We start from the raw sequence: 21,577 nt of genomic DNA on the forward strand, positions 1-21,577 counted from the left end.
GTAACTCCTGTATGCGCCGCCGGACAGGGGCCCGCCCGGCATAACCTTTTTAAAGCGGCAGACGCTCTTCGATAATGCCGCCGCCCAGACAGATTTCACCCTGATAGAACACGGCGGACTGGCCCGGCGTGACCGCCGCGACCGGCTCGTCAAAACGCACTTCCAGCCGATCGGCACCCAGCGGCGTTACCGTACAGGGAATATCGCTCTGGCGATAGCGGGTTTTCACCGTGCAGCGCATTGGCGCGGCGATAATTTCGCGGTCGACCAGATGCAGCTGCTGGGCGATCAGCCCGACCGACATCAGGCGCGGATGGTCGTGACCCTGCGCAACCACCAGCAGATTGTTCGCCACGTCTTTATCCACCACGTACCACGGCTCTTCGCTGCCTTCTTTGGTGCCGCCGATCCCCAGTCCTTTGCGCTGGCCCAGCGTGTGATACATCAGCCCCTGATGCTCGCCCACGACGTCGCCTTCCGTACTGACGATAGCGCCGGGCTGAGCGGGCAGATAGCGCCCCAGGAAATCGCGGAACTTGCGTTCGCCGATAAAGCAGATGCCGGTAGAGTCTTTCTTCTTCGCCGTCACCAGTTCCAGATCTTCGGCAATGCGGCGCACTTCTGGCTTGGTCAGTTCACCAACCGGAAAGAGGCTCTGCGCAATTTGCTCATGGCCCAGCGTATAGAGGAAGTAGCTTTGATCTTTGTTGTCGTCCAGACCGCGCAAAAGCTGGCTTTTGCCGTCAACGTCGCGGCGACGCACGTAGTGACCGGTAGCGATAAAATCCGCGCCCAGATCTTCGGCCGCGAACTCCAGGAAGGCTTTGAATTTGATCTCTTTGTTGCAGAGAATATCCGGGTTAGGCGTGCGGCCAGCCTTATACTCTTCGAGGAAATGCTCGAACACGTTGTCCCAGTATTCCGCCGCAAAGTTCACCGTATGCAGGTGGATGCCCAGCTTGTCGCAGACCGCCTGCGCATCCGCCAGGTCTTCCGCTGCGGTACAGTATTCCTCACCGTCGTCCTCTTCCCAGTTTTTCATAAACAGGCCTTCAACCTGATAGCCCTGCTGTTGCAGTAACCAGGCGGAAACGGAGGAGTCCACGCCGCCGGACATACCGACGATCACTTTTTTACCTAATGACATGAGAAATACCCGACTTTGAGTTGCAGTTAAAGGCTGCACTTTAAAATTGCGGCATATTCTACCACGCGTCGGCGGCGGGCGCATCCTCGCTAAAGGGCCACTGGAACGCGCTCAGCACCTCAAGCGGATAGCGTACGCCCTGCTGATAAATTCGCAAACTTTCGGCAACCAGCGGCGAACGGAGCTTTTTCGCACCGATAATCGCCTCCGGCGGCAACCATAATGCGCGATCGATATCGCGATCCTGAGGGCTGGTCGGCAGCATTTTCGGTAAATCCAGCGCGAACAAAAAACGCAGAAACGGCGTATTGTCGGGCGCGATCCATTGATGAAGCCGCAGAAAAACCTGAGGAACGGCCTCCAGGCCCGTCTCCTCGTACAGCTCGCGCGCGGCGGCCTGCAGCAGGGTCTCGTTGGCTTCCAGGTGGCCTGCGGGCTGGTTCCAGGTGGCGCGGCCGCGCACCATTTCCTCAACCACCAAAAACTGGCCTTCCGCCTGAACGACGGTGGCTACGGTAACGTGCGGTTTAAACATGCTGACTCCTTGCAGGCTTAGAGGGGAAAGTCGCCGGTGACGTCGCGCCATTCGCCGGGCGATAAGTTTTGCAGCGCCGTATTGCCCATAGCAAAGCGGATCAGACGCAGGGTAGGGAAGCCGATATGGGCGGTCATGCGCCGCACCTGACGGTTCCGACCCTCGAATAAAGTGATTTTCAGCCAGCTGGTGGGAATAGCCTTGCGCTCGCGTACCGGCGGGTTGCGCGGCCAAATCCACTCCGGCTCCTCGACGATTTCTACGCCAGCGGGCAGTGTAGGGCCATCTTTCAGATTAACGCCATCGCGCAGCGGCTGAATATCACGCTCGCCCGGTGCGCCTTCCACCTGAACATAATAGATTTTTCCGGTGCGTTTGCCCGGCTGCGTCAGCTTAGCCTGCAGCGCGCCGTCGTTGGTCAGCACCATCAGGCCTTCGCTGTCGCGGTCCAGACGGCCGGCAGCATAAACGCCGCTAACGGGAATAAAATCTTTTAACGTGCTGCGGCCTGCCTCGTCGCTGAACTGCGGCAGGACGTCAAAGGGTTTGTTAAAAACGATAACACGCCTTGGCCCCTTGTCGGCGGCTTTCGCGCTGCGGGCCGGGCTGAATCGTTTAAGGCGGTGATTATTAACGGAAGATTTACGCATAGTCTTTGCACTTGTTCACAATGGGCGCATTATAACGCAAAGCGGTGAAGATTGGCGCGGCGTGAATATTCGAGTAGTATTGACGCGCATCTTACAAATCATTAACAAAAAAGCGCTCGAAGGAGAGGTTAATGGAAAGCAAAGTAGTTGTTCCGGCGGAAGGTCAGAAAATCACCCTGGATCAGGGCAAGCTGAACGTCCCAAACAATCCAATCATCCCTTTTATTGAAGGTGACGGTATTGGGGTCGACGTTTCTCCCGTGATGATCAAGGTGGTCGATGCCGCCGTGCAGAAAGCTTATAACGGTGAGCGTAAAATTTCCTGGATGGAAATTTATACCGGTGAGAAATCAGTAGAGCTGTACGGCCAGGACGTCTGGCTACCGCAGGAAACCCTCGATTTAATCAAAGAGTACCGTGTGGCGATTAAAGGCCCACTGACCACGCCAGTTGGCGGCGGTATTCGTTCCCTGAACGTGGCCCTGCGCCAGCAGCTGGATCTCTATATCTGCCTGCGCCCGGTCCGTTACTACACCGGCACGCCAAGCCCGGTTAAACGTCCTGAAGAGACCGATATGGTGATCTTCCGCGAAAACTCCGAAGATATCTATGCCGGTATCGAGTGGAAAGCCGGTACGCCGGAAGCGGATAAGGTGATCAAATTCCTGCGCGACGAAATGGGCGTGAAGAAAATTCGCTTCCCTGAGCAGTGCGGCATCGGCGTGAAGCCATGTTCAGAAGCAGGCACCAGGCGCCTGGTACGCGCGGCGATTGAATACGCCATCACCAACGATCGCGATTCTGTGACCCTGGTGCACAAAGGCAACATCATGAAGTTCACCGAAGGCGCATTCAAAGACTGGGGTTACCAGCTGGCGAAAGACGAGTTCGGCGGCGAGCTGATTGACGGCGGCCCGTGGATGAAGATCAAAAACCCGAACACCGGCAAAGAGATCGTTATCAAAGACGTGATCGCCGATGCGTTCCTGCAGCAGATCCTGCTGCGTCCGGCAGAATATGACGTTATCGCCTGTATGAACCTGAACGGCGATTACATCTCCGACGCCCTGGCGGCGCAGGTTGGCGGTATCGGTATCGCACCTGGCGCAAACATCGGCGACGAATGTGCGCTGTTTGAAGCCACCCACGGTACGGCGCCTAAATATGCAGGTCAGGATAAAGTGAACCCGGGTTCCGTTATCCTGTCCGCAGAAATGATGCTGCGTCACATGGGCTGGTTCGAAGCCGCAGACCTGATTGTTAAAGGTATGGAAGGTGCCATCGCGGCCAAAACCGTTACCTATGACTTCGAACGTCTGATGGATGGCGCTAAGCTGCTGAAATCTTCAGAGTTTGGCGATGCTATGATTCAGCACATGTAAGCTGAGTTTTGCAACATTAAGCCAACACAATTGTTGAAATTGTGTTGGCTTCTTATGGTCTGCTAATGGTTATCAAAAAATTATCAAAATAATTTATCAAAACTCACTTATTTACGCATTCGTAAATCCTTTTATTAAATGCCGCCCATAATAATATAGTTATTAATGTGGCAAGTAATATGCATAAATAAATTAGGTTAAGCCAGAAGAAAGTTAAAGAGAAAGCGAGTAAAGTGATAATTAAAACTCCAGTGGCTATCACTGCATTTAATACTAACATGCCTCTCTTTTGCCATTTTGCAAGGCAATCCGCTTTTCCGGTCTTAACTTTAATATTTAATTCTGTTATTTCATTGCTTTTATTTATCTGTGTGAATATTAGGTCTCCTTGCTTTACTGTCACCCATTGATCAGTTAATGATTTCCACGCACCCCAGATATTAAAAATATTCTTGGCTTTAGGTTCGAATATGTTCTTGAATTCACTTATTGCATTTCCTGAAACCGTTATTGTCTTTAGATTGTTATATTTTTTGAGGTAACCGAACGGGCCATTTTTCTTTAAGAATGAAAGTGGTTTTATTTTATCTTTTTTGCATTCTTTAATATTTATTAATATGTTTTTTATCGCGATAGAATCTTTCCCTAGTTTTTTGGTGTTTTTATTGGATGAAAAAAAAGCAACCCCTTCTGTATAGGTAGTAAACTTTTTTGTGGCTAAAATATTATCAACGGCGGTTGCCAAAGTTGTATGGTAAAGCCTGGTGGGAGGCGCAGACCACCTAGATTTTACATATGCGCTAGCAATAACTACTATATATATGGTGATTGGGATTAAGCAATAGGGGTACTCCATTTTCTCTCCTTACAATGAGTTACGCTATAATATAGCACCAGTTTTTACCACGATCATCATTATATTGGTCTGTTTGTCTCTGCGATTTATGTCCTAACAACCTCTTGGTATCTACCCCTTGGTTCTTATAAAGTCTTTCTGAGAGTGATCTTTGCTCATGAAAAGTCGCAGCCGTACCATCACCCCATTCGATATTCGCTTTGTCACGAGACCTACTAAAATTAGTAGTCAGTGTATTTGCTGTCACCTGGCCGCCACGCTTACCATGAGTTGTATTTCTAAAAAAATGTATTAGCCATGGACTTATTACATAGTCCCGGCAACGGGCTATCACTTCCTGTAACGAGATATCGAGTGCCTGACATCTTAGAGAAAGAGGGATAGCCAACTTTACTCCGGTCTTTTGCTGTACGACATGAAGATGCTCGTTCCAGATATCTTCAAAGCGCATTTTTGCAATATCTCCTAAACGCTGTCCGGTCACGACGGCGAGTAGCATAGCGTTGCCCATATACTTATGGTTTGCATCAGCGATCTCAAATATGCGCTGCCACTCCTCAAGATTGAGGCGTTGGCGGGTAATCCGGCGCCGTGGTTGTTTAGTTGCAAGCGCCGGGTTATAGCCGGGCGGTACCTCGCCAGCATGCTGAGCCTCTTTAAAAACGTCAATCAGTACAGAACGTACAACCTGTCCCATCCTGTTTTGCCCTGAGGCTTTGTACGCGTCAAGGATTGAAGCTATATCACGGACATTTACTGCCGGTAGTTCTTTCATAGCGAAACTATTCAGAAGTAACTGTACCGGTTTGTTCTTCTGTTTGTATGTGTTAGGCCGGATTTCGCCGGCTTTAAGCCTTTCTTTTTGGATAGACCAGTAACGGTTTACCCAGGTAGAAACGGTGACAGCCTTTCCCTTAGTTGCTGCGATTCTGTCACTTAGCGCAGTGATCTGTCGTGTTCGGTGTTCAGCCAGGCGGCTGTTAGCCTCAATAGCTATAGCTTTTGCCTCTTCTTCGTTATCGCCTAATCCATGAAATTTACCTGTGACCGGATGCTTGTAACGCCAGTAAATTTTATTTACCTTTCGGCTGTAGAGAGGGTAAAGGTTTGGGATCCTGACATTATTCTTACGTGGTCTTGCAGCCATCGTTTAGTATCCTTTTCAGGAGCGGGTTATCGTTAGTTTTCACTTCAGGGCGTTCCAGGTTACCTACGAGTTCAGCATCCTCTCGTACCCGCCAGTATCTTCCTTCCTTGCGGGCCGGTGGGTTAAAAAAGTTATTTTTAGCGTATTGCCTTAGTGTTCCCAAGGCTGGAGGATGGCTGCTATATTTTCTTTGCGCCCACTCCTGTAACGTCAAATTTCTTAGCATGATGTTCTTCTCACTTCTTCTTCGCCTATTCCGCCCGCGCGAATTTGTTGAGCAAATTTCCGCGCGCGTTCGGCTTCTTTATAAAGCCGGTGTGCCATCGCATCATTGCCTTTTCTTTCAGCAATGCCAGCCGCAGCTTGCTTAACGTCCGCATATTTATCGACCCCCTGAGCCATGCTTTCCCAACGGGCATCTTTAGAGCTCAGCTTTGCGAGCCGCTCTTCCAGCATTGCAACTTTTTCTGGCCATGTTATTTGGGCTTTACCAGTCATGATTTAAACTCCATATTCCGCGCGCATATCTTCAGCCGCGACAGAAAACCTTTCGAATTCTGCTGGCTCGAGAAAGCGCTGGGATTTATTAATCAGCGCCAGCAGGGCGTTAAACTCCTCTACGGCATTAGTTAATTCTGGTGACAGTTCATCAAATTTTGCATTGATGGCAGCCATAGCGTTCAGGCGGTAATAACGTGCAACGGCTTTATTTTTCAGTTCTGTGTATAGCGAGATGCCCAGCTCCGCTTTTTTTTCCTCCACCAGCGCGCGCAGTTCTGTAGCACGCGCTGGCGTGTCAGCTTTCTGGATATCGTCGCGCAGCTGTGCGGCAATCTTCGGTTCTGCCGGCGGCGCCGCAGGTTCCGGCGCCGGTGCTTCGCTGGTGGCTTTCGTCGGTACCGGATCAGCTGGTGGCGCGGCGCTGGCCAGCTCGCTGAGAACGACGCGATCTGCTGCCGGCGTGATGTCTTTTTCAGTGCGCTCTTCCAGCTCGTCAGCCGTATAGACTCCCAGGATTACTTCCGGGCAGTACAGACGCGACCAGCGCTTAACGGCCAGGTATGCCAGCTGCTGGCGGGGATCGTCGGCCCATAGAGTAGAATTACGCGTTCTGGCCTGGGCCAGTAGCAAAACAAGTTCGCGGGGTGCATTTTCGCCCTTGAGGGTTGCCCAAACTTTTATGCCGATCCCAGCCTCGTCGGCCAGCCGCCAGCCGGGAATGCGATACTCCTTCCCTTTATCGTTTTTCCGAATATCGAATTTCCCGATCACTTTTTCCCACGGGCCAAACCAGTCATATTGGATCCGGCCGGTCAGCGGGCCGCGTGTTGTGATTACTGCGTTAACAAGCTGGGCCTCATAACCCAGCACGCCGCCGACAAGAAAGGTTTTCTGCGCTACGGCGTAAGGGTTCATGCGCCATTGCAGCGCCTGCATTGTGACGGCCATACAGTCAGAAGGGTTGCCCTGAAGATGCGCCGGCACGGTTGATACACCAGACGCCATTACCGCAGCGAAAGACTGTATAGCGGCCAATGATTGCGGATGAAAAATGGCAATATTGGCATTCTGGTTTTCCTGCTCCAAAATCGCTAAATCGGTCATAACATTTCTCCGTATGCTTCGCGCAGCGCTTCAAGGCGGCGCAGGTCGTAATCGTTGAGTTCGTCGGTGTAGTCGTCTGTGATCGGCGCGGGCCACTGGCCGGTGCTCAATGCGTCATCGATATCACGCAGCGTTTTTTTGTATTCAAGGCGGCCCAGGTCGAGCAGATCCGGCGATGCCTCGACAATCGCTACCCATGCGTAATTTTCGTCAGCGTTAATGAAAATCCAGAAAAACTGGTCGAAGCCGGCGACGTCGCTATACATAGCGGCGCTGAGATGGTAATCCCGCGCGATAATCTCGCGGTGCAGGCGGCCTTTTACCTGATCCTGTTTTACTCCCCACATTGAAATGGTTTTCAGATCCATGCCGATGCGGCGGCCGCCGGTGGTGATCTCAATATCTGGACGTACACGGACTTCGAGCCCGGTACCGTCATCGATGCCGAAATAGCTCACCTCAGATTCACGATCGGGATGGCTCAGTAGCGGCCCGATTGTTGGATGCGCCAGCAGCGCGGCTTGCAATGCTTTCGCATGGCGCATCTGTTTTTGGGTAACCGGGATCCGGCCGTCGTCGCAGCTTTTCCACGCATCGATCAGTTCGTCAGCAAAGACGGCATCCGGGCGGATTTTTTTCACGATCGCGGTCAGCTCTTCTTTGTTGCCGCTGGTGTTGACCGGCTGAGGCCGCTGGCGCTCCGCTGCAACGATCTGCGGCTCGATGGTTTCCAGAACGCTTAGCAGCTCGTCGCGGCCGCCGGACGTCTTAAGCTGCGCCGGCAGCGTGCTGTTGTACTGCTTAATGGCCGCTTTCATTGCGGCGACTGTATGTTTTTGGTCATCAGGGATAGTCTGGAATTCAGGCGGCAACATGCCGTACAGCATTCCTGTTTCCGTCGCGTCACAGCTAAGCGGATGCGGTTTTTTCTGGCCGTTGTTGTACGCCTCGATCCGGGCCTTGATATCGTCAATGCTGAGGCCTGGCGGAATCGCAGCGTTGTACGCTTCGATCGCCTTTTTCATGCTGGCGATAGTCGTAAACGCGCCGGCCGGGATCACTGGCTCGATGTTAAATTCAGCGGCGAGTTTTTCCGGCTGTAGTGCCAGCGTATGCACCAAATTTCCAAAATTTAATGTGCTGGTGGCCTCGCGGGGAATCGTCTTTGCGACGTGGCGGCCGTGATACCAGAGCAGACTTACACGCGCATCTTTCAGCATTGTGCTGCTAATGCCGTTAGCAGCGTGGTAGACGGCGTTCGGAAGGTCGGCGTAGCGGCCAGGCTCGAAATAAGCTGGTGCCGGCGCGGCCGGTTCTGGTTCGTCCGGTTCTGGTACGGTTTGGGCCGATTCAGGTTCAGTTATCGGCTGCTCTGGTATGATTTCCGCTGCTTCTGGCTTAATTGTGGTACCAGCAAGCGGCGAACCGGCAAACAGCGCCGAAACGTCATATTTACCGCTGCCCAGCGGCGCGAACACTTCTGGCGAGCTGCTGGTCACTTCCTCTTTTTCGCCCTCGTTTGAGGTGGTTTCACTGTCTACCGAAACCGGATCTGCCAGCGCTTCCGCGACTGCCTCATGTTCGTCTGTTGTGCCTGAAACTGGTTCAGCCGGCTGTGCAGCGTCTGCCAATACGCGATCCGTGTTTTGATGTTCCTGTCCTTCCTCATTTTCATTATGCGTTCCTTCAGCTGGCAGCGTGCCGCACGCGGCCGCGATGGTTTCCGGGGTAGGGTGGGCGTGATCTGATTCCGTCAGATTCCTGTTGATGTATTCGCGCAGCGCTATGGGGTTGTTGTGAACGTCGTCCGGTGCGCATTTAACGAGCGCTATGATCGCGGCGCGGGAATAGTCGAGGATGCCAGCGGAACTGCGCAGAGCGTCGAACCAGGCCGGGAAAGGTTTTTCTTTGAGTTTAACGATATCGCGGGCGCGATTAATGACGCCGCCGCGCAGGTTATAGATATCGAAATCCATCGCGCGGCCAACAATGCCGATCGCGACTTCCAGCGCCAGCGTGTCGAAATCGTGTTTGAAATTTTCGCCACGATCCGTGACATTACCGCCGCCGGCATTTGTGCCGCTGGACGTGCGGTGCTCAATAACCGGTTTGTTATAGCGTTTGACCCATTTTGCCACGACGTCAGCGCGGATTTTGTCGCGTCCGGCGCCCGCGCCGGCAGCGTCGTTGTGCGCGTTTAACCATTCCTCGATAAACTGCAACAACAGTCCGACAGTCGGCGCTTTACCGGCCGCTGGCCATATCGACTTAACAGCGGTAACGAGCATAAAAATGGTTTCGGGAAAAACGTGTTGCAGCTGACGCACAGACGAGCTGTTAACTGCCAGCAGCAGGTTTTGCGGGTAGGTGGCGTCGGTGTCGTGCTGCAAGCGATGGATTTCCCGACCCTGCTGACGAGTCAATCCCCTGAAGTTTTTATAGAGCCATGCACCAAGCACGCGCTGTACGAGCGTGGCGCCGTCGGCCGTGCAGATAATATCGTCGTCCGATTCGGCTGCCGCTGGCGCCGGTTCAGCCACTGCTGGCGCTGCGGCCACGTCCGACGCCGCCGGCACGTTTACCGGTTGTGCTGTCGGCAGTTCTGCCGGTTCGCCAGCAGCAGGCGCGCCGGCGTTGATTTTGACGGTTTCGGCCGGGCCGGGGATCGGCTGCCACGTTTTGCCGACCAGTTCATAACGATCGCACCAGGTATCGTCGAAAACGTTTTCTGGCGGCAAGTCATCAACGACAGGAAAATCTGTGCGAACCGGTTTAAAATAATGCGCATCATCTAAATCTGATTCATCCATCAGATACGCGATTTTATTTAAAGCCGCTTTATCATCCTTAGCATCGAAATGAATAAAAAGGCTTTTTTTATCAAACTTTTGTTTGGCTTTTAGAAAATAAGAGTAAGCGGGCATTTTATTCGTCTCCACCGAGCGCCTTAAATATTGCATCAGCGATTTCTTTACCGCCCTGGTCTTCTGCTGCAAGTTCGTCGCAAGTATCAATAAAGTTGACGTATTCGCTATCGAGAAACGCCACCAGAATTTGTGCTTGTTCAGGAGTTAATTCGAACATATTTTCTATTCCTTCAGATTTTACCGGCCACCGGAGCGGCCGGGCCGTAATTAATGACGAGTTACGCGGTTGTGGGCAGCTAATGCAGCAATTAGCAGAGACGCAATAGGATTCGGCTCCTCTTCTGTGTCTGCGGCATTAAAAGCTTCTCGTGGTAGCCCGCTATAGTGTGCAAATAGTTCTTCAGCAGCACATGCTATACAGTGCGATTCTGATAATTCGCCGTCAGCAGTGAAAGGAGTAAAAATTCTTTCTAAGCCCGTCTCGTTTTTCGCTACATAACCAATTACCTCTTTATTAACAGTAATTACAAAAACGGCGCGGTCTGACATTTCTATTAATTTCTCGGCGTCGAATTTAACAGCAAAGATTTTTGTTTTCATACTGATTTCCTTTCTTTATGTTGAGTGATGCCCTGCCGATGATTCGGCATATATTTCCCTGGTGTGGCTAAGAATTAATGTGAGTACGCTTCACGCAGTAGTTTATTTCCTAACTCGAAATCTCTGTTTCGCGCGGCCGCTTGTGCTTCGGCCAGTTTTTTAGGGTCTGTAATCAGAACAACTTTTGCCGAACAATAATGGAGATTGTCGAGATGTTTTCTGATTTTGTTTTTCTGGAGCAGCGTTTTAAATCCGCCTATTTGCAAATTGCACCTGCTGCATAAAACCGGGTAATAACCGCCATTGCTTGGCGTCCATGAAACGAGCGTTCCCATCGTGATATCTCCGTTAATCCCGGCCAGCTGCGACTACCAGACCGACCGCCAGCAGCGCCAGGCTGGCGCCAACCATGCCGCCCAAAAGTGCGGCTATCCCTATGAACATCAGATTCCCTCCGTTTGTTGGTGCTGACCTCACAGCCAGCCTGGTTGGAGTTACCACGCAATCACGTGGACTTACCAACTCGGCGGGATCACCACATCAGACGCCGCCGCGTTTACCTGAGTGGCACTGCTGCTACATGGTTATTCGGTGCCGGTTACGGATCCGGCGACGCCAACGGCGCCCGTATTTGGCCCTGGTGTGGCCGTAATCTCTGTTTAGCCGGCTGCGGCGCGGTAATCGTGGCAGGTCGCGATGAGTGCTGCGGTTCTCCTGCGTCACAACCAGCTAAATTTTTTGCCCTTACGCCGGGCCGGCGGAACATTTTGTAAACCTGCCGCGCCAGCTAAGTCTGTTGGTGCTGTTGCGTTGGAGAAGAAGATACAAAGCAAGAGTGAAAATTTCAACTGAAAATTTCATTAAAAAATGAAATTTTGTTTATCTTTATGAATTTACGAAGGTTTAATTTTAGGTAGGCGAAAAAAAACCGGCTGATTGCCGGTTTAGGGATAGGGTTATTTTATTGATGGGGGTTTTGTATACTTTTCGTAAGCTTTCAATTCCTTATACCGCATCTCAAAAGCTAACAGCATATTGTTACCATCATAATCAGCCAAAAGGCGATAGACGCGAATCAGCCGCTTTTCCTCTTCTGTAAGTTCTGAGAACTCATCGTCTTTCATCAGCATAGGCTTTGAAGGACTTACAGGAGAATCATCATTATCTGCCTGAAAAAACCAGCTTTCTGCTTTTCCGGACACCTCGGCCAATTTAGTTAAGTTGGCTCCATTGGGCCTTGTAATACCCTTATCCCACTGGTGAACAGTTTGCGCACTAACACCAAGCTTGCGGGCTAGTTCACTTCGATTCCAGCCCTTTTCGAAGAGTAGCTGTTTTATCTTTCGAGATGCTACGTCGTGTTTAGTCATCGTGAATCCTTCAATATTTATTGCATTTTACAACGAATATTGATAGTGGTCATTTGAAGAAAACTTCAATTTATGTTGAAAATTTCATTTTTATGGATTAATTTGCATCCGATATTCATTTTGAGAGTGAAGATATGGAAGCTCAGATTAAAAATATGCTCTTTGGGATCACGAACAGAAGCGAAATCGCTCGTCGAATCAAAACGAGTCCGCAAAATGTAAGTTCATGGCTGAAAAAGGGAAAATTTCCGCCGTATTACGTAATCCCATTATGCGCAGCGCTAGACTGGGGCATCACGCCGCATCAAGTTGATCCGCAACTTTACCCAAACGCAACGGACGGCTTGCCGCCCGGACAACAACATATCGAATCTGACGAAGGAAATCTGATTCATGAAAATCAGCACGGACGCAAGCAGGGCACAGATCGCCCGCGAAATTGAGAGCTGGGCCACAGAAATCGGGTGGAAAAATGTCGCATTGCGGGTCGCCAAACAGCGATCTGATTTTCGACAATCAGCAGTGACGGCGCGGGATCTGCATAATGTTGAGCAGCAGCTGAAGCGGGTGCTGCGCGGCGCTACAGATTATTACCGGCGCCAGGCGGAAGCGATTGCGCCCGCCTTGCTCGCTGCGCTGCCGCCAGAACGGCGCGCGCGGCTGGTGGATCCGGATAATCCGACGCTGTTAGCGACGGTCGCGGCGCGGGATGCAATCGGCGCCGCTAATGCTGTGCATCTGAAAGCGCCGGCATCAGTAATCGAAAGGGAAGTGGAAAGGGCAATCGCGGCATTTACGGCTGTAAAAATTGCAGTCATGAATACTGCGGCGATTTAATCAAAAAGGTGCTTATGGCCAACTCATGGCTTCGACTATGGCATGACATGCCGAACGATCCAAAATGGCGAACGATAGCAAAAGCGTCAGGGCAGCCAATCGCCCTGGTTCAGGCGATTTATCTCCAGCTTTTAGTTAGCGCTGCGCAGAATCCTGTCACGGACAGTAACGGCGTCACGTCACGTCACGTGACCGTCACGAATGAAGATATTGCGAGCGCACTCGACGTGACGGAGCGTCACGTTGTCGACGTGATTTCTGCTATGCAAGGGCGGGTTTTGGACGGAACTATTATTACCGGCTGGGACAAAAGACAGGCACCTGCAACAGGGCAGAGAAGTAGTGGAAGGCCCGTCATGACTGCTGCGGAGCGGGCCAGGAAATATCGCGAGCGTAAAAAAGCGGAGGGCGAGAAAGAAGCCTCCATCACGTCACGTCACGAAGCATCACGTGACGTCACGCGCGTCACACCACAGATAAGAGAAGAAGAGATAATAAAAGATAAAGATCTAAAACCTAAAGATCTCTTGCCCGGAGCAAAAAAACAGCTCCAGGCCGACGCCAAACCACCAGCAGAAATTTTTATAACCCTCCCGCTCTCAGGAGGTGGCGGGGAATATCCGGTCAGCACGGATTTCATCGCTGAAATGGCCGGGTTATATCCAGCCGTGGATATTCGTCAGCAGCTGCGAAACATGCGCGGCTGGCTGGACAGCAACCCCAAAAAAACCAAAACCAGCCGCGGGATCCGTAAATTCATCACGAACTGGCTGCAGCGTGAGCAGGACTCACCGCATCGCATTCATCGAGAGGTAATCCATGTACCAGCAAACGGGGAATCACTGGCAGAACGGCAGCTCAGGGCAGGCCGCGAGCAGTGGCTACGAGAGCAGCAGGAACAGTACGAACGCGGCGGATACGCCAGCGTGGCGGCTGTGGGATTTGATGATCAAAATCTACTCGAACCGCTGGATTACGAAAAACGGCAACCGGCCGAACCAGCTATGGGAAACCCAGACGGCGGCGATGACATCTGACCAGCTCAGGCGGGTGGCTACGGCGTGCGTTGACCGTTGCCGGGCCGGGAACAGCTGGCCGCCGGATTTTGCTGAATTCATGCAGCTGGTGGCAGACTGCGGCGGCGGTGGCTTGGGCATCACCACGGCAGACGTCCTGAGCGAGTTCAAACGCTGGCGAGAAAACGAGTGGCGTTACGGCTCTGCGGATAGGTTTCCGTGGCGCCAGCCGGTTTTATATCACATCTGCATCGAGCTACGGCGTGAGGGTGTCGAGCGTAATCTGACTCACGCAGAACACGAAAAACGTGCTGCTGCGCTGTTGCAACGCTGGGAGAAAAAAACGGACGCTGGATATTCTGTACCCCCTGTACGCGCCCAGCTGGCAGCTCCTGTCAGCCCATCCGGCCCAACCCCCGCACAGGCATTGCACGCCGAATATTTACGGCGACAGGCTGCCGGTTGGTTTAAAAAATAGAGTGAATATTAATTAAATGATACGAGCATAAATAAACATTAAACAGGTGTTCATGACTCGATAAACAAATGTTCAGTAATTTCCAGAAAATGATATGATACGGTCATCTAATTTAATGGATGTTATTATTATTTAACAAAAAAGAGCGGCGTTCACGGACGATGATATTTAAATAATATCTTGTTATAAATCAATTTAATTCCGTGAGAGTCTAATATGCTAAATTTATTTAAGCATCAGAATGATTTTGATATCGAGATGCGCAATTGCATCCAGCAACAGCTGACGATGTTTGATGACGTAATTTTTACATATGCACTGATAAATAAAAACAATCCGAATCTTTTTTATATTCTGAGTAACAGGATTGACTGGTTTGAATCTGACTATCAGATAAATAATCGCCATCGCACAGATCCGGTAATAATTACAGGAACCAGTGGCAAAAGTGATTTTTATTGGGATCAGACGGCTATGTCGCTGAGCCTGGGCGACGTGAATATTTTCAAAAGTGCGCGCGATTACGGCGTTATGCAAGGACACACGTTTACGCTGCATGATGAACTGAATAACGTGGCGATGTTGACCCTGATTAGAAAAACAGGCGAAATATACGAATTCCGCCAGACAATTGAGCGTAATCAAAACAATTTCAAAAAAATATTGCGTGACTGTCATGAAAAAAACATGCGGATGCGTGGCGTCGAATGTGATGTGATCTATCCAGGCTGTCGACGTTATCAGATTTATCAAACAGCAGACGCAAAAATAGTGCGGCCAATCATGGATAATGAAATTATTGCGCCAATTGACACATTAGCCGAAATAGTCAGAAAACGGGCCTCCAATTCGCCCAGTGGATTTGATAATATAGCGTCATAGGTCTGAACAGCCTGTAACCTGCCGCGCCATTTCAGGGGAAACCAAATGGCGCAATTAATACAGTTTTTAAAATCTGGCCCGGCGTTGCTGACACCAGCAACGCCAGAAGCCAGCGAATTTCTACAGCGTATCAAGCTGGGCGAGTGGGTAGGCGCTGAATTCCGGCGCACCAGAAATTACCAGTTTCATAAACGCTTTTTCAAACTGCTGCAGCTGGGATTCGAATACTGGACGCCCGCCGGCGGCACGTTGACGCCAGGCGAACGCCAGCTGGTGGAGGGGTTCGTAAAATACCTGGTCAGTATGGCGGGCCAGCACGGCGACACGCTCAGCGCGGCAGCCGATGATTACCTGCACGCGATCGGCCAGCGCCGGGCTGCTAACGTTGTCCTGCTGAAATCGTTCGAGCCATACCGCGCATGGGCGATCGTCGAGGCCGGTTACTACGATACGGTCATCCTGCCCGATGGCCTGCGGCGCCGCGTGCCGAAATCCATCAGCTTTGCGAAGATGGACGAGGACACATTTCAGGCTCTCTATAAATCCGTTTTTAACGTCCTGTGGAATTTTATCTTATTCCGCTGCTTTCGCATGCCTGAAGAAGCCGAAAACGTGGCCGCGCAGCTGCTGGAGTTCGCATGATGCGTTACGGCTCAGTTTGCAGCGGCATCGAAGCCGCTACAGCGGCATGGCATAGCCTGGGCTGGCAGCCCGCATGGTTTTCAGAAATCGAGAAATTCCCATCTGCAGTGCTGGCGCACCACTGGCCGCACGTCCAGAACCTGGGCGATATGACCCGGCTCGCTGCCAGAATTTTAGCGGGCGAAATTGAAGCGCCGGATCTGCTGGTGGGCGGTACGCCCTGCCAGGCATTTTCTGTCGCGGGCCTGCGTAACGGCCTGGCTGACGCGCGCGGTCAGCTGACTTTAGCTTTTGTGGAACTGGTAAATGCAATCGACGAAAAACGCCGCGAATGCGGAAAACCACCAGCAATTATCGTCTGGGAAAATGTCCCCGGCGTGCTCACCAGCAAAGATAATGCCTTCGGCTGCTTTATTGCGGGCCTTGCCGGAGAAAGCAGCCCGTTGGACGTGGCAGGGGGAAAATGGACGCACGCTGGTTATGTTACTGGCCCCGAAAGAGCTGTCGCCTGGCGAACCCTCGATGCTCAATTTTTCAGAGTGGCACAACGACGCCGCCGTGTGTTCGTTATCGCAAGTGCTCGAGACGACCTTGATCCCGCAAAAATATTTTTTGAGCCCGAAAGCCTGCGCCGGAATACTCCGCCGCGCAGAAAAACGGGGACGCCAGTTGCCCCCCTTACTGCAGCAGGCGCTGGAGTCGGCGGCCCGGATTTCGCCCACGCAGCAGCCGGGCACCTGATTTCAGCCTACGGCGGCGGAAATTGCTCCGGCCCGCTGGACGTTGCCGCATGCCTGAATACGCGCGGGCAGCGCCAGGATTTTGACGTTGAAACTTTCGCTGTACAGCATGTATGCCCGTTGCTGGAAGTGGGTAAGCGAACAGGGCTCAGTACCACTGATAAGCGTGCCGGCACAGGAATTGGTCTAAATGGCGATCCGATGTTCACCTTACAGGCAGGGGCGCAACACGGCATTGTGGCATTTGGCGAGAATGGGCGCGGAGAAGTCCGGTTTCAGAATAACGATGGCCAGATAACCGGCCCACTATCGACGGGCGGCGGCAAACCAGGGCAGGGTTATCCGGCAATCTGCGTTTCTCTGCCCGGCCGCGATGGCGGGACGACAGCAGAGCTTGGCGGCGAGGTGGCCAATAGTTTGCGCGCGGCTGGCGGCGGCAAAGATAAAGCGCATGTTTTAGTCAGCGATTTTCGCGCCTTTGATATTCACGGAACGCTTGCGTCAGAAGTTGCTAAAGAAACGCCAGCTCACACGCCTCTAAGAGCCAGAAAGCCAGGGCAATTCGAAAATAGCACGGTAACTATGCTCGCCAACAGATTTGCCGTTCGTCGCTTAACGCCGCGTGAATGTGAACGCCTCCAAGGATTTCCTGACGATCATACAAAAATCCCCTGGCGGAAAAAAACGGCTGAGCATTGTCCTGACGGGCCGCGATATCGCGCGATCGGAAATTCTATGGCCGTGCCGGTAATGCGCTGGCTGGGCGAGAGGATAGCAAGGAGCCTGGCCGATGCGTAAACGCGATTTGCGAAAAGCCGCGCGCGGCCGCGAATGTCAGATCCGTATTCCCGGCGTTTGCAATTTCAATCCGGAAACTACCGTGCTGGCGCATTACCGCCTGGCGGGAACCTGCGGCGCGGGCTGCAAACCCGACGACGAGCAGGGCGCGCACAGTTGCAGCGCATGCCATGACGCGATCGACGGCAGAACCAAAGCCCAATTTACACGCGACGAGCTGCGGCTATTTCACGCAGAGGGCGTGCTGCGCACACAGAAAATTTTGAGAGACGAGGGTGTTTTATGAAGTCCCCGATTTTACCAGAAAATGGTGGTATAAGAGGTTGGAGCAATGCGTGATATTCAACAGGTTTTAGAACAGTGGGGCGCCTGGTCACGTCAGCGCTTAGAAATGGATTACTCTCCAATTGCTGCTGGTTTTAAGGGGCTACTGCCTGATACGCGTGTGGATGCATCATGCACGGATTCAGACGCACTCACAGTCGATTCATGTGTGGGAAGGCTCAAGCAGAAACGGCCGGATGAATATGAATTACTGATAGCCTATTATGTAAAGGGAGTGCCAAAACGACAGCTAGCCAAGCGACTTAGGTGCGATGAAAAAATAATTCGCATTAAAATTCAGATGGCTGAAGGCTTCGTTGAAGGTTGTCTAGCAATAATGGCCGTTGAGTTATAAATGAAGGGTTGGTTAAGCCGCCCGAGATGGGCGGCAAAAACTACTTTTGAAGTTCAGAAAAGGTAAGCTCAAATTGCTGGTTGAGATACTCCCAACTTAATAGACCTAATGTGACTTTACTTGTAAAATAATAAACAAATGGAAGGCCGCTTGTCCGTTTGAAAATCTCATTTAGTTTGGGGTATTTATTTAAAATTACTCTTTCAAAGTCATGGCCATTACTTCCCTCGCTAGGGATGAAGTATTCTTTATCACCTAGCAAAATCATCCCATTCATATATTTAATGGTGTGGTTTCTTAAGTTTTCTCTGCCAAATAAGTCATAAGTGATTACATCTATTATTTTTTGCATAAGAGCTTGATCGTCGATGGCCTTTCGCCAAGCAAAATCATCTTCGCAACTAAAGAAATAGTTGCAACTATAATACCTGTTAGATGTAAGGAACGCATAAAGGCTCAGAGGGTCATATACTAAATTCTCAATAGAATAAGCATAGTCTTTGGCACTAACCTTAACTGATTCATCATGATTTCTTTGTGTGTTATCCCAATCAATCAATCCCCTAACGGTACGGCTTCCTCCCTCTTTCAAATACTCTACAACACCAATAACTTGACCGCAGCTTCCTGAACCATTTATTCTATTTATTAAATTTTCCATTTTTTCGTGGTTTTCACCATAGACCGCTTTAATATGTTTTTCTAGTTCAGTTTTTGCTATTTTCTGACCTGCACTGATGAAAGATAATGTAATACCCTTATCTATTAAAGAAGAACGGTTTTTTATATTGCTATATATTAGCTCGTAGGTGGCACCATCATTTTCATTTTCCACATACACTTGCCTGCTGTTTTCAGGATCTATGGCTATTTGCGAGACACCATCTAATAATTCAGATATCGCTCTGTCTTTACTGACTTTTTGAGCTGTGAATTTTCCTTCGCTATCATATTCTAGGTTGAAGATGTTATCTGACGGAGATAAGGCTACAGTGGTGGGTGAGTGTGTGGTGAATATAAAATTAATATCCATTTGGTCATGGAAACTTTTAAGGCACTCATAAAAGTCTAATATCATCTGAGGATGAAGGTGAGCATCAGGCTCATCTAACATTATTATCTTACTACCTTTAAAAGAAGGATGGTATTTAGTGTATATAGCCTCAAAAGTGCTAAGAGCTAGCCAAAAAATAACCTTTTCACCAGATGATAACTCTGATATAGATATTTTGGTTTCACTTTCAGTTGATATTAATGCTGGGGTGTAGTTGAATGTCGATTCTCTCACTGGAGGCGAGCTTACTTTAAATTTATTCCTAAATAATTTTTCAACGATGCTGGAAAAGTTAATTTCAGGTGCGCAATTTCCAAAATAATCGCGCAATAAGGTTGCTAACTTTTCATTTTCTTCTAGTTTATAAACACCTTTGGCTCGAAGTGTAGCATCAAGATCTTTAGCTTGATAATAGTTAATTGAAAGCTGACTTAAACAGTTATTTAATAAAGAGCTATAACCGTCAAGCTCAGCTCTGCCGTATTCATTGTTTATAATGATTGAAAGCTTAAGTTCATCTCGTGTTAATTCAGAGAGCGATTTTTTAAATGTTTTCGTGGCTCTTTTGAATATTTCCCTGGGATTAAATGAGGACTGGCCCATAACCGTTCCGTTAGGCTCAAATATTTCTATTGTCCATGATGTGTGGATTTCATCTAAATCATCTTTGCCCATTAGAGCAAGCATCAATCTAGTTGATATATGATCATTAATTAGGTAGTTCCCTTCATTAACAAAGTTATTCCTACTAGGTATTTCTGTATTAATTAAGGCAGTATTGTTTGTTTGAATGCTTTCTATACCATCTTGTGTTGTAATGGTAGCTACTCTCATGCTTTCAAGCAAACGGGTCTTTCCTGAACCGTTTTTCCCGGTAATAATACAAAGATACCCATCAAAGTTAATTGGACTTTTAAGGCTAAAACCTTTGTGTTCTCTATTAGAGTGCAGGGTTATTGTCATCTTTTATCCATATTAATTTAAAATAATATTCTAAGTGGTTTAGATTCAAAAAAATGAAGGCTGTGCATTAATTAATCGGATCTTTACATTCATTTAAACCTAAGCAAAAGTTGATAATGATGGACGAAACAACGTAATATTACTTATTAAGACTTAAAGATTAGAATTAAAGAGTTGTTAATCGAGCTTTCACTATATATCTTTAACATATAGTATGACGGCTGATTTGATTATTCCATCAACATGTTTGGCATTAATGCTTAAATGAACTGGTTTTCTTTCCCATTCTGCTTTCTGTAAGGCATCTTTATTGCCTGACTCATCCAAAAATATATCCTGCACCACGCAAGTCATTCTTTCATCAGTTCGATCCTTGCGGATTCTAACTTTAAAGCATTCTGGATCAGTATTGTTAACTTCCTCAATACGATAAATACCTTCAATACGAATTTCTTCTGAGCGGCGGCGGGCATTCTTTGTCAGTTCCCTGGCCATTTCTGAATCGAGGGTGATACCATCAATCTGTGCAGTATCTGCACGCGCGAATGATTTTACCATTTCGGTTTTAGCGTCATATGACATACGATCCATGTTATCAAGTAACGATTTTTCTTTAACCATACCAGCAATGATTTTCAGGCGTTCAGTTTCCTGTTCGTTCATAGTTTGCATAGTTAGAAGGTGTGCTTGAGCGCCTTCTTTAGCTATCTCGGCTAACCGTATCTCCTTACGGTGGTTGAGGAAGTATTTAAACGCTGTAACCCCTCCCCAGATAACTGCCGCGCCCAGCACTGTCAAGACAATTTCCTGAGACGTCATTTTTCCTGATAGTTCCTGTGTAAGTTTTGTTAGAAAGCCATCAATATTGACTTCAACGAGTGATGATCCTTCTTCAATCGTTACTTCAATTTCAAGGGCTTCTGATTCTTCCTTTGTCAACTTTCGTGAGTCCGGAAGGCCGTATTTAGCAAGCGCATAGGACTTGTTAATTTGAGCCTGCATTTCTACAAAGCCTTTCATAACTGATGGTGTCAGGCTTTTGTTAAATTTTTTGCCAGTCAATCGAAAGGTTAAGCTAGGCCAGTCGCCAAAGGATATGTTTTCTGGCAAAGAAGATCCAGAAAGGTAATTCTTAATAAACTCAAATGCCTGAGCCTCAGTATTAATGAGCGTATCGTTTTCTGCCAAAATGCTCTCCTTTTCAAGGCGTTAATGAAAGTGACATTCATGAGAAAAACAGTGTTGCTTTAAATTTTTACATTTCATAGCTTTCATATGCCAAACATAAATGAAAATTATGAAAAAAGCACTAACGCGGTCCGCAAAAAA

The 21,577-nt window shown here is 49.5% G+C and carries 25 protein-coding genes; 10 read left to right on the plus strand and 15 right to left on the minus strand.

Features of this window, described 5'->3' with window-relative positions:
• Positions 1 to 49: 49 nt before the first annotated feature.
• Genes mnmA through rluE form a run of 3 tightly spaced genes read right to left on the minus strand, consistent with a single transcriptional unit; the run spans position 50 to position 2,332 of the window.
• Complete coding sequence (gene mnmA, locus AB3U87_RS11315) at positions 50 to 1,147, minus strand: tRNA 2-thiouridine(34) synthase MnmA (protein ID WP_125289648.1); 1,098 nt, start codon at positions 1,145 to 1,147, stop codon at positions 50 to 52.
• Positions 1,148 to 1,205: 58 nt separating this feature from the next.
• Positions 1,206 to 1,682 carry an NUDIX domain-containing protein gene (locus tag AB3U87_RS11320; RefSeq protein WP_125289649.1) on the minus strand — a complete coding sequence of 159 codons (477 nt, stop codon included), beginning with the start codon at positions 1,680 to 1,682 and terminating at the stop codon, positions 1,206 to 1,208.
• A 17-nt stretch (positions 1,683 to 1,699) separates the two neighbouring features.
• Complete coding sequence (gene rluE / locus AB3U87_RS11325; RefSeq protein ID WP_253454550.1) at positions 1,700 to 2,332, minus strand: 23S rRNA pseudouridine(2457) synthase RluE; 633 nt, start codon at positions 2,330 to 2,332, stop codon at positions 1,700 to 1,702.
• A gap of 131 nt (positions 2,333 to 2,463) precedes the next feature.
• On the opposite strand from rluE, the gene icd reads away from it, so the two are divergent.
• Positions 2,464 to 3,714 (plus strand): NADP-dependent isocitrate dehydrogenase, encoded by a 1,251-nt coding sequence (gene icd / locus AB3U87_RS11330; protein ID WP_301251733.1) that lies wholly within the window; start codon positions 2,464 to 2,466, stop codon positions 3,712 to 3,714.
• A gap of 103 nt (positions 3,715 to 3,817) precedes the next feature.
• On the opposite strand, the gene AB3U87_RS11335 is transcribed toward icd, so the two are convergent.
• The 10 genes from AB3U87_RS11335 to AB3U87_RS11380 all read right to left on the minus strand — a co-directional run bounded on the left by AB3U87_RS11335 (position 3,818) and on the right by AB3U87_RS11380 (position 12,159).
• On the minus strand, positions 3,818 to 4,570 hold the full coding sequence (locus AB3U87_RS11335; protein WP_394149012.1) for a hypothetical protein: 753 nt from the start codon (positions 4,568 to 4,570) through the stop codon (positions 3,818 to 3,820).
• A gap of 19 nt (positions 4,571 to 4,589) precedes the next feature.
• Positions 4,590 to 5,717 carry a phage integrase Arm DNA-binding domain-containing protein gene (locus AB3U87_RS11340; RefSeq protein WP_394149013.1) on the minus strand — a complete coding sequence of 376 codons (1,128 nt, stop codon included), beginning with the start codon at positions 5,715 to 5,717 and terminating at the stop codon, positions 4,590 to 4,592.
• Positions 5,698 to 5,943 carry an excisionase gene (locus AB3U87_RS11345; RefSeq protein ID WP_394149014.1) on the minus strand — a complete coding sequence of 82 codons (246 nt, stop codon included), beginning with the start codon at positions 5,941 to 5,943 and terminating at the stop codon, positions 5,698 to 5,700. Before AB3U87_RS11345 ends, AB3U87_RS11340 begins: the two co-directional genes overlap by 20 nt.
• On the minus strand, positions 5,937 to 6,215 hold the full coding sequence (locus AB3U87_RS11350) for a hypothetical protein (RefSeq protein WP_394149016.1): 279 nt from the start codon (positions 6,213 to 6,215) through the stop codon (positions 5,937 to 5,939). The genes AB3U87_RS11345 and AB3U87_RS11350 overlap by 7 nt, the downstream gene beginning before the upstream one ends.
• A 3-nt stretch (positions 6,216 to 6,218) precedes the next feature.
• On the minus strand, positions 6,219 to 7,322 hold the full coding sequence (locus tag AB3U87_RS11355; RefSeq protein ID WP_394149018.1) for a RecT family recombinase: 1,104 nt from the start codon (positions 7,320 to 7,322) through the stop codon (positions 6,219 to 6,221).
• On the minus strand, positions 7,319 to 10,282 hold the full coding sequence (locus AB3U87_RS11360; RefSeq protein ID WP_394149020.1) for a RecE family exodeoxyribonuclease: 2,964 nt from the start codon (positions 10,280 to 10,282) through the stop codon (positions 7,319 to 7,321). The genes AB3U87_RS11355 and AB3U87_RS11360 overlap by 4 nt, the downstream gene beginning before the upstream one ends.
• Entirely contained in the window at positions 10,248 to 10,406 is a 159-nt protein-coding gene (locus AB3U87_RS11365) for a hypothetical protein (protein WP_394149022.1), read from the minus strand. Before AB3U87_RS11365 ends, AB3U87_RS11360 begins: the two co-directional genes overlap by 35 nt.
• Positions 10,407 to 10,456: 50 nt before the next feature.
• Entirely contained in the window at positions 10,457 to 10,789 is a 333-nt protein-coding gene (locus tag AB3U87_RS11370) for a hypothetical protein (protein ID WP_394149024.1), read from the minus strand.
• Between the two features lie 74 nt (positions 10,790 to 10,863).
• The gene (locus tag AB3U87_RS11375) at positions 10,864 to 11,124 is read right to left on the minus strand and encodes a hypothetical protein (protein ID WP_394149026.1); all 261 of its coding nucleotides are present in this window, start codon (positions 11,122 to 11,124) and stop codon (positions 10,864 to 10,866) included.
• Positions 11,125 to 11,745: 621 nt separating this feature from the next.
• Positions 11,746 to 12,159, minus strand: a complete 414-nt coding sequence (locus tag AB3U87_RS11380) for a helix-turn-helix domain-containing protein (RefSeq protein WP_394149028.1) — start codon at positions 12,157 to 12,159, stop codon at positions 11,746 to 11,748.
• Between the two features lie 134 nt (positions 12,160 to 12,293).
• On the opposite strand from AB3U87_RS11380, the gene AB3U87_RS11385 reads away from it, so the two are divergent.
• From AB3U87_RS11385 to AB3U87_RS11425, 9 genes are all read left to right on the plus strand, one after another.
• Positions 12,294 to 12,602 (plus strand): hypothetical protein, encoded by a 309-nt coding sequence (locus tag AB3U87_RS11385; protein ID WP_394149030.1) that lies wholly within the window; start codon positions 12,294 to 12,296, stop codon positions 12,600 to 12,602.
• Positions 12,553 to 12,996: a toxin YdaT family protein gene (locus tag AB3U87_RS11390; RefSeq protein WP_394149031.1), complete on the plus strand. Its 444-nt coding sequence runs from the start codon at positions 12,553 to 12,555 to the stop codon at positions 12,994 to 12,996. Before AB3U87_RS11385 ends, AB3U87_RS11390 begins: the two co-directional genes overlap by 50 nt.
• A 14-nt stretch (positions 12,997 to 13,010) precedes the next feature.
• Positions 13,011 to 14,033 (plus strand): hypothetical protein, encoded by a 1,023-nt coding sequence (locus AB3U87_RS11395; protein WP_394149033.1) that lies wholly within the window; start codon positions 13,011 to 13,013, stop codon positions 14,031 to 14,033.
• Positions 14,023 to 14,490, plus strand: coding sequence for a replication protein P (locus tag AB3U87_RS11400; RefSeq protein WP_394149035.1), 468 nt, complete (start codon positions 14,023 to 14,025; stop codon positions 14,488 to 14,490). Before AB3U87_RS11395 ends, AB3U87_RS11400 begins: the two co-directional genes overlap by 11 nt.
• Positions 14,491 to 14,706: 216 nt before the next feature.
• Positions 14,707 to 15,372 (plus strand): autoinducer binding domain-containing protein, encoded by a 666-nt coding sequence (locus AB3U87_RS11405; RefSeq protein WP_394149037.1) that lies wholly within the window; start codon positions 14,707 to 14,709, stop codon positions 15,370 to 15,372.
• A gap of 45 nt (positions 15,373 to 15,417) precedes the next feature.
• Positions 15,418 to 16,014 (plus strand): DUF1367 family protein, encoded by a 597-nt coding sequence (locus tag AB3U87_RS11410; protein ID WP_394149039.1) that lies wholly within the window; start codon positions 15,418 to 15,420, stop codon positions 16,012 to 16,014.
• A complete protein-coding gene (locus tag AB3U87_RS11415) occupies positions 16,011 to 17,552 on the plus strand; it encodes a DNA cytosine methyltransferase (protein WP_477181477.1) in 1,542 nt (513 codons plus the stop codon). The genes AB3U87_RS11410 and AB3U87_RS11415 overlap by 4 nt, the downstream gene beginning before the upstream one ends.
• The gene (locus tag AB3U87_RS11420) at positions 17,545 to 17,838 is read left to right on the plus strand and encodes a DUF1364 domain-containing protein (RefSeq protein ID WP_394149040.1); all 294 of its coding nucleotides are present in this window, start codon (positions 17,545 to 17,547) and stop codon (positions 17,836 to 17,838) included. Before AB3U87_RS11415 ends, AB3U87_RS11420 begins: the two co-directional genes overlap by 8 nt.
• Positions 17,839 to 17,883: 45 nt before the next feature.
• Positions 17,884 to 18,231, plus strand: a complete 348-nt coding sequence (locus tag AB3U87_RS11425; RefSeq protein ID WP_394149041.1) for an antiterminator Q family protein — start codon at positions 17,884 to 17,886, stop codon at positions 18,229 to 18,231.
• Between the two features lie 40 nt (positions 18,232 to 18,271).
• Here AB3U87_RS11425 and AB3U87_RS11430 read toward each other — a convergent pair whose 3' ends face one another.
• Both AB3U87_RS11430 and AB3U87_RS11435 read right to left on the minus strand, forming a co-directional pair.
• Positions 18,272 to 20,248: an AAA family ATPase gene (locus AB3U87_RS11430; RefSeq protein WP_394149043.1), complete on the minus strand. Its 1,977-nt coding sequence runs from the start codon at positions 20,246 to 20,248 to the stop codon at positions 18,272 to 18,274.
• A gap of 192 nt (positions 20,249 to 20,440) precedes the next feature.
• Positions 20,441 to 21,436, minus strand: coding sequence for a hypothetical protein (locus tag AB3U87_RS11435; RefSeq protein WP_394149045.1), 996 nt, complete (start codon positions 21,434 to 21,436; stop codon positions 20,441 to 20,443).
• Positions 21,437 to 21,577 lie beyond the last annotated feature (141 nt).

This window comes from Erwinia plantamica (genome assembly GCF_043420595.1).
Taxonomy (GTDB): Bacteria; Pseudomonadota; Gammaproteobacteria; order Enterobacterales; family Enterobacteriaceae; genus Erwinia; species Erwinia aeris.

Coding starts and splice junctions, on each gene's coding strand:
- AB3U87_RS11370 (WP_394149024.1), bottom strand. CDS start 10,789: ATGAAAACAAAAATCTTTGCTGTTAAATTCGACGCCGAGAAATTAATA.
- AB3U87_RS11360 (WP_394149020.1), bottom strand. CDS start 10,282: ATGCAATATTTAAGGCGCTCGGTGGAGACGAATAAAATGCCCGCTTAC.
- AB3U87_RS11355 (WP_394149018.1), bottom strand. CDS start 7,322: ATGACCGATTTAGCGATTTTGGAGCAGGAAAACCAGAATGCCAATATT.
- AB3U87_RS11345 (WP_394149014.1), bottom strand. CDS start 5,943: ATGCTAAGAAATTTGACGTTACAGGAGTGGGCGCAAAGAAAATATAGC.
- AB3U87_RS11395 (WP_394149033.1), top strand. CDS start 13,011: ATGGCCAACTCATGGCTTCGACTATGGCATGACATGCCGAACGATCCA.
- AB3U87_RS11320 (WP_125289649.1), bottom strand. CDS start 1,682: ATGTTTAAACCGCACGTTACCGTAGCCACCGTCGTTCAGGCGGAAGGC.
- AB3U87_RS11340 (WP_394149013.1), bottom strand. CDS start 5,717: ATGGCTGCAAGACCACGTAAGAATAATGTCAGGATCCCAAACCTTTAC.
- AB3U87_RS11380 (WP_394149028.1), bottom strand. CDS start 12,159: ATGACTAAACACGACGTAGCATCTCGAAAGATAAAACAGCTACTCTTC.
- rluE (WP_253454550.1), bottom strand. CDS start 2,332: ATGCGTAAATCTTCCGTTAATAATCACCGCCTTAAACGATTCAGCCCG.
- icd (WP_301251733.1), top strand. CDS start 2,464: ATGGAAAGCAAAGTAGTTGTTCCGGCGGAAGGTCAGAAAATCACCCTG.
- AB3U87_RS11420 (WP_394149040.1), top strand. CDS start 17,545: ATGCGTAAACGCGATTTGCGAAAAGCCGCGCGCGGCCGCGAATGTCAG.
- AB3U87_RS11350 (WP_394149016.1), bottom strand. CDS start 6,215: ATGACTGGTAAAGCCCAAATAACATGGCCAGAAAAAGTTGCAATGCTG.
- mnmA (WP_125289648.1), bottom strand. CDS start 1,147: ATGTCATTAGGTAAAAAAGTGATCGTCGGTATGTCCGGCGGCGTGGAC.
- AB3U87_RS11430 (WP_394149043.1), bottom strand. CDS start 20,248: ATGACAATAACCCTGCACTCTAATAGAGAACACAAAGGTTTTAGCCTT.
- AB3U87_RS11375 (WP_394149026.1), bottom strand. CDS start 11,124: ATGGGAACGCTCGTTTCATGGACGCCAAGCAATGGCGGTTATTACCCG.
- AB3U87_RS11425 (WP_394149041.1), top strand. CDS start 17,884: ATGCGTGATATTCAACAGGTTTTAGAACAGTGGGGCGCCTGGTCACGT.
- AB3U87_RS11405 (WP_394149037.1), top strand. CDS start 14,707: ATGCTAAATTTATTTAAGCATCAGAATGATTTTGATATCGAGATGCGC.
- AB3U87_RS11400 (WP_394149035.1), top strand. CDS start 14,023: ATGACATCTGACCAGCTCAGGCGGGTGGCTACGGCGTGCGTTGACCGT.
- AB3U87_RS11365 (WP_394149022.1), bottom strand. CDS start 10,406: ATGTTCGAATTAACTCCTGAACAAGCACAAATTCTGGTGGCGTTTCTC.
- AB3U87_RS11410 (WP_394149039.1), top strand. CDS start 15,418: ATGGCGCAATTAATACAGTTTTTAAAATCTGGCCCGGCGTTGCTGACA.
- AB3U87_RS11385 (WP_394149030.1), top strand. CDS start 12,294: ATGGAAGCTCAGATTAAAAATATGCTCTTTGGGATCACGAACAGAAGC.
- AB3U87_RS11335 (WP_394149012.1), bottom strand. CDS start 4,570: ATGGAGTACCCCTATTGCTTAATCCCAATCACCATATATATAGTAGTT.
- AB3U87_RS11390 (WP_394149031.1), top strand. CDS start 12,553: ATGAAAATCAGCACGGACGCAAGCAGGGCACAGATCGCCCGCGAAATT.
- AB3U87_RS11415 (WP_477181477.1), top strand. CDS start 16,011: ATGATGCGTTACGGCTCAGTTTGCAGCGGCATCGAAGCCGCTACAGCG.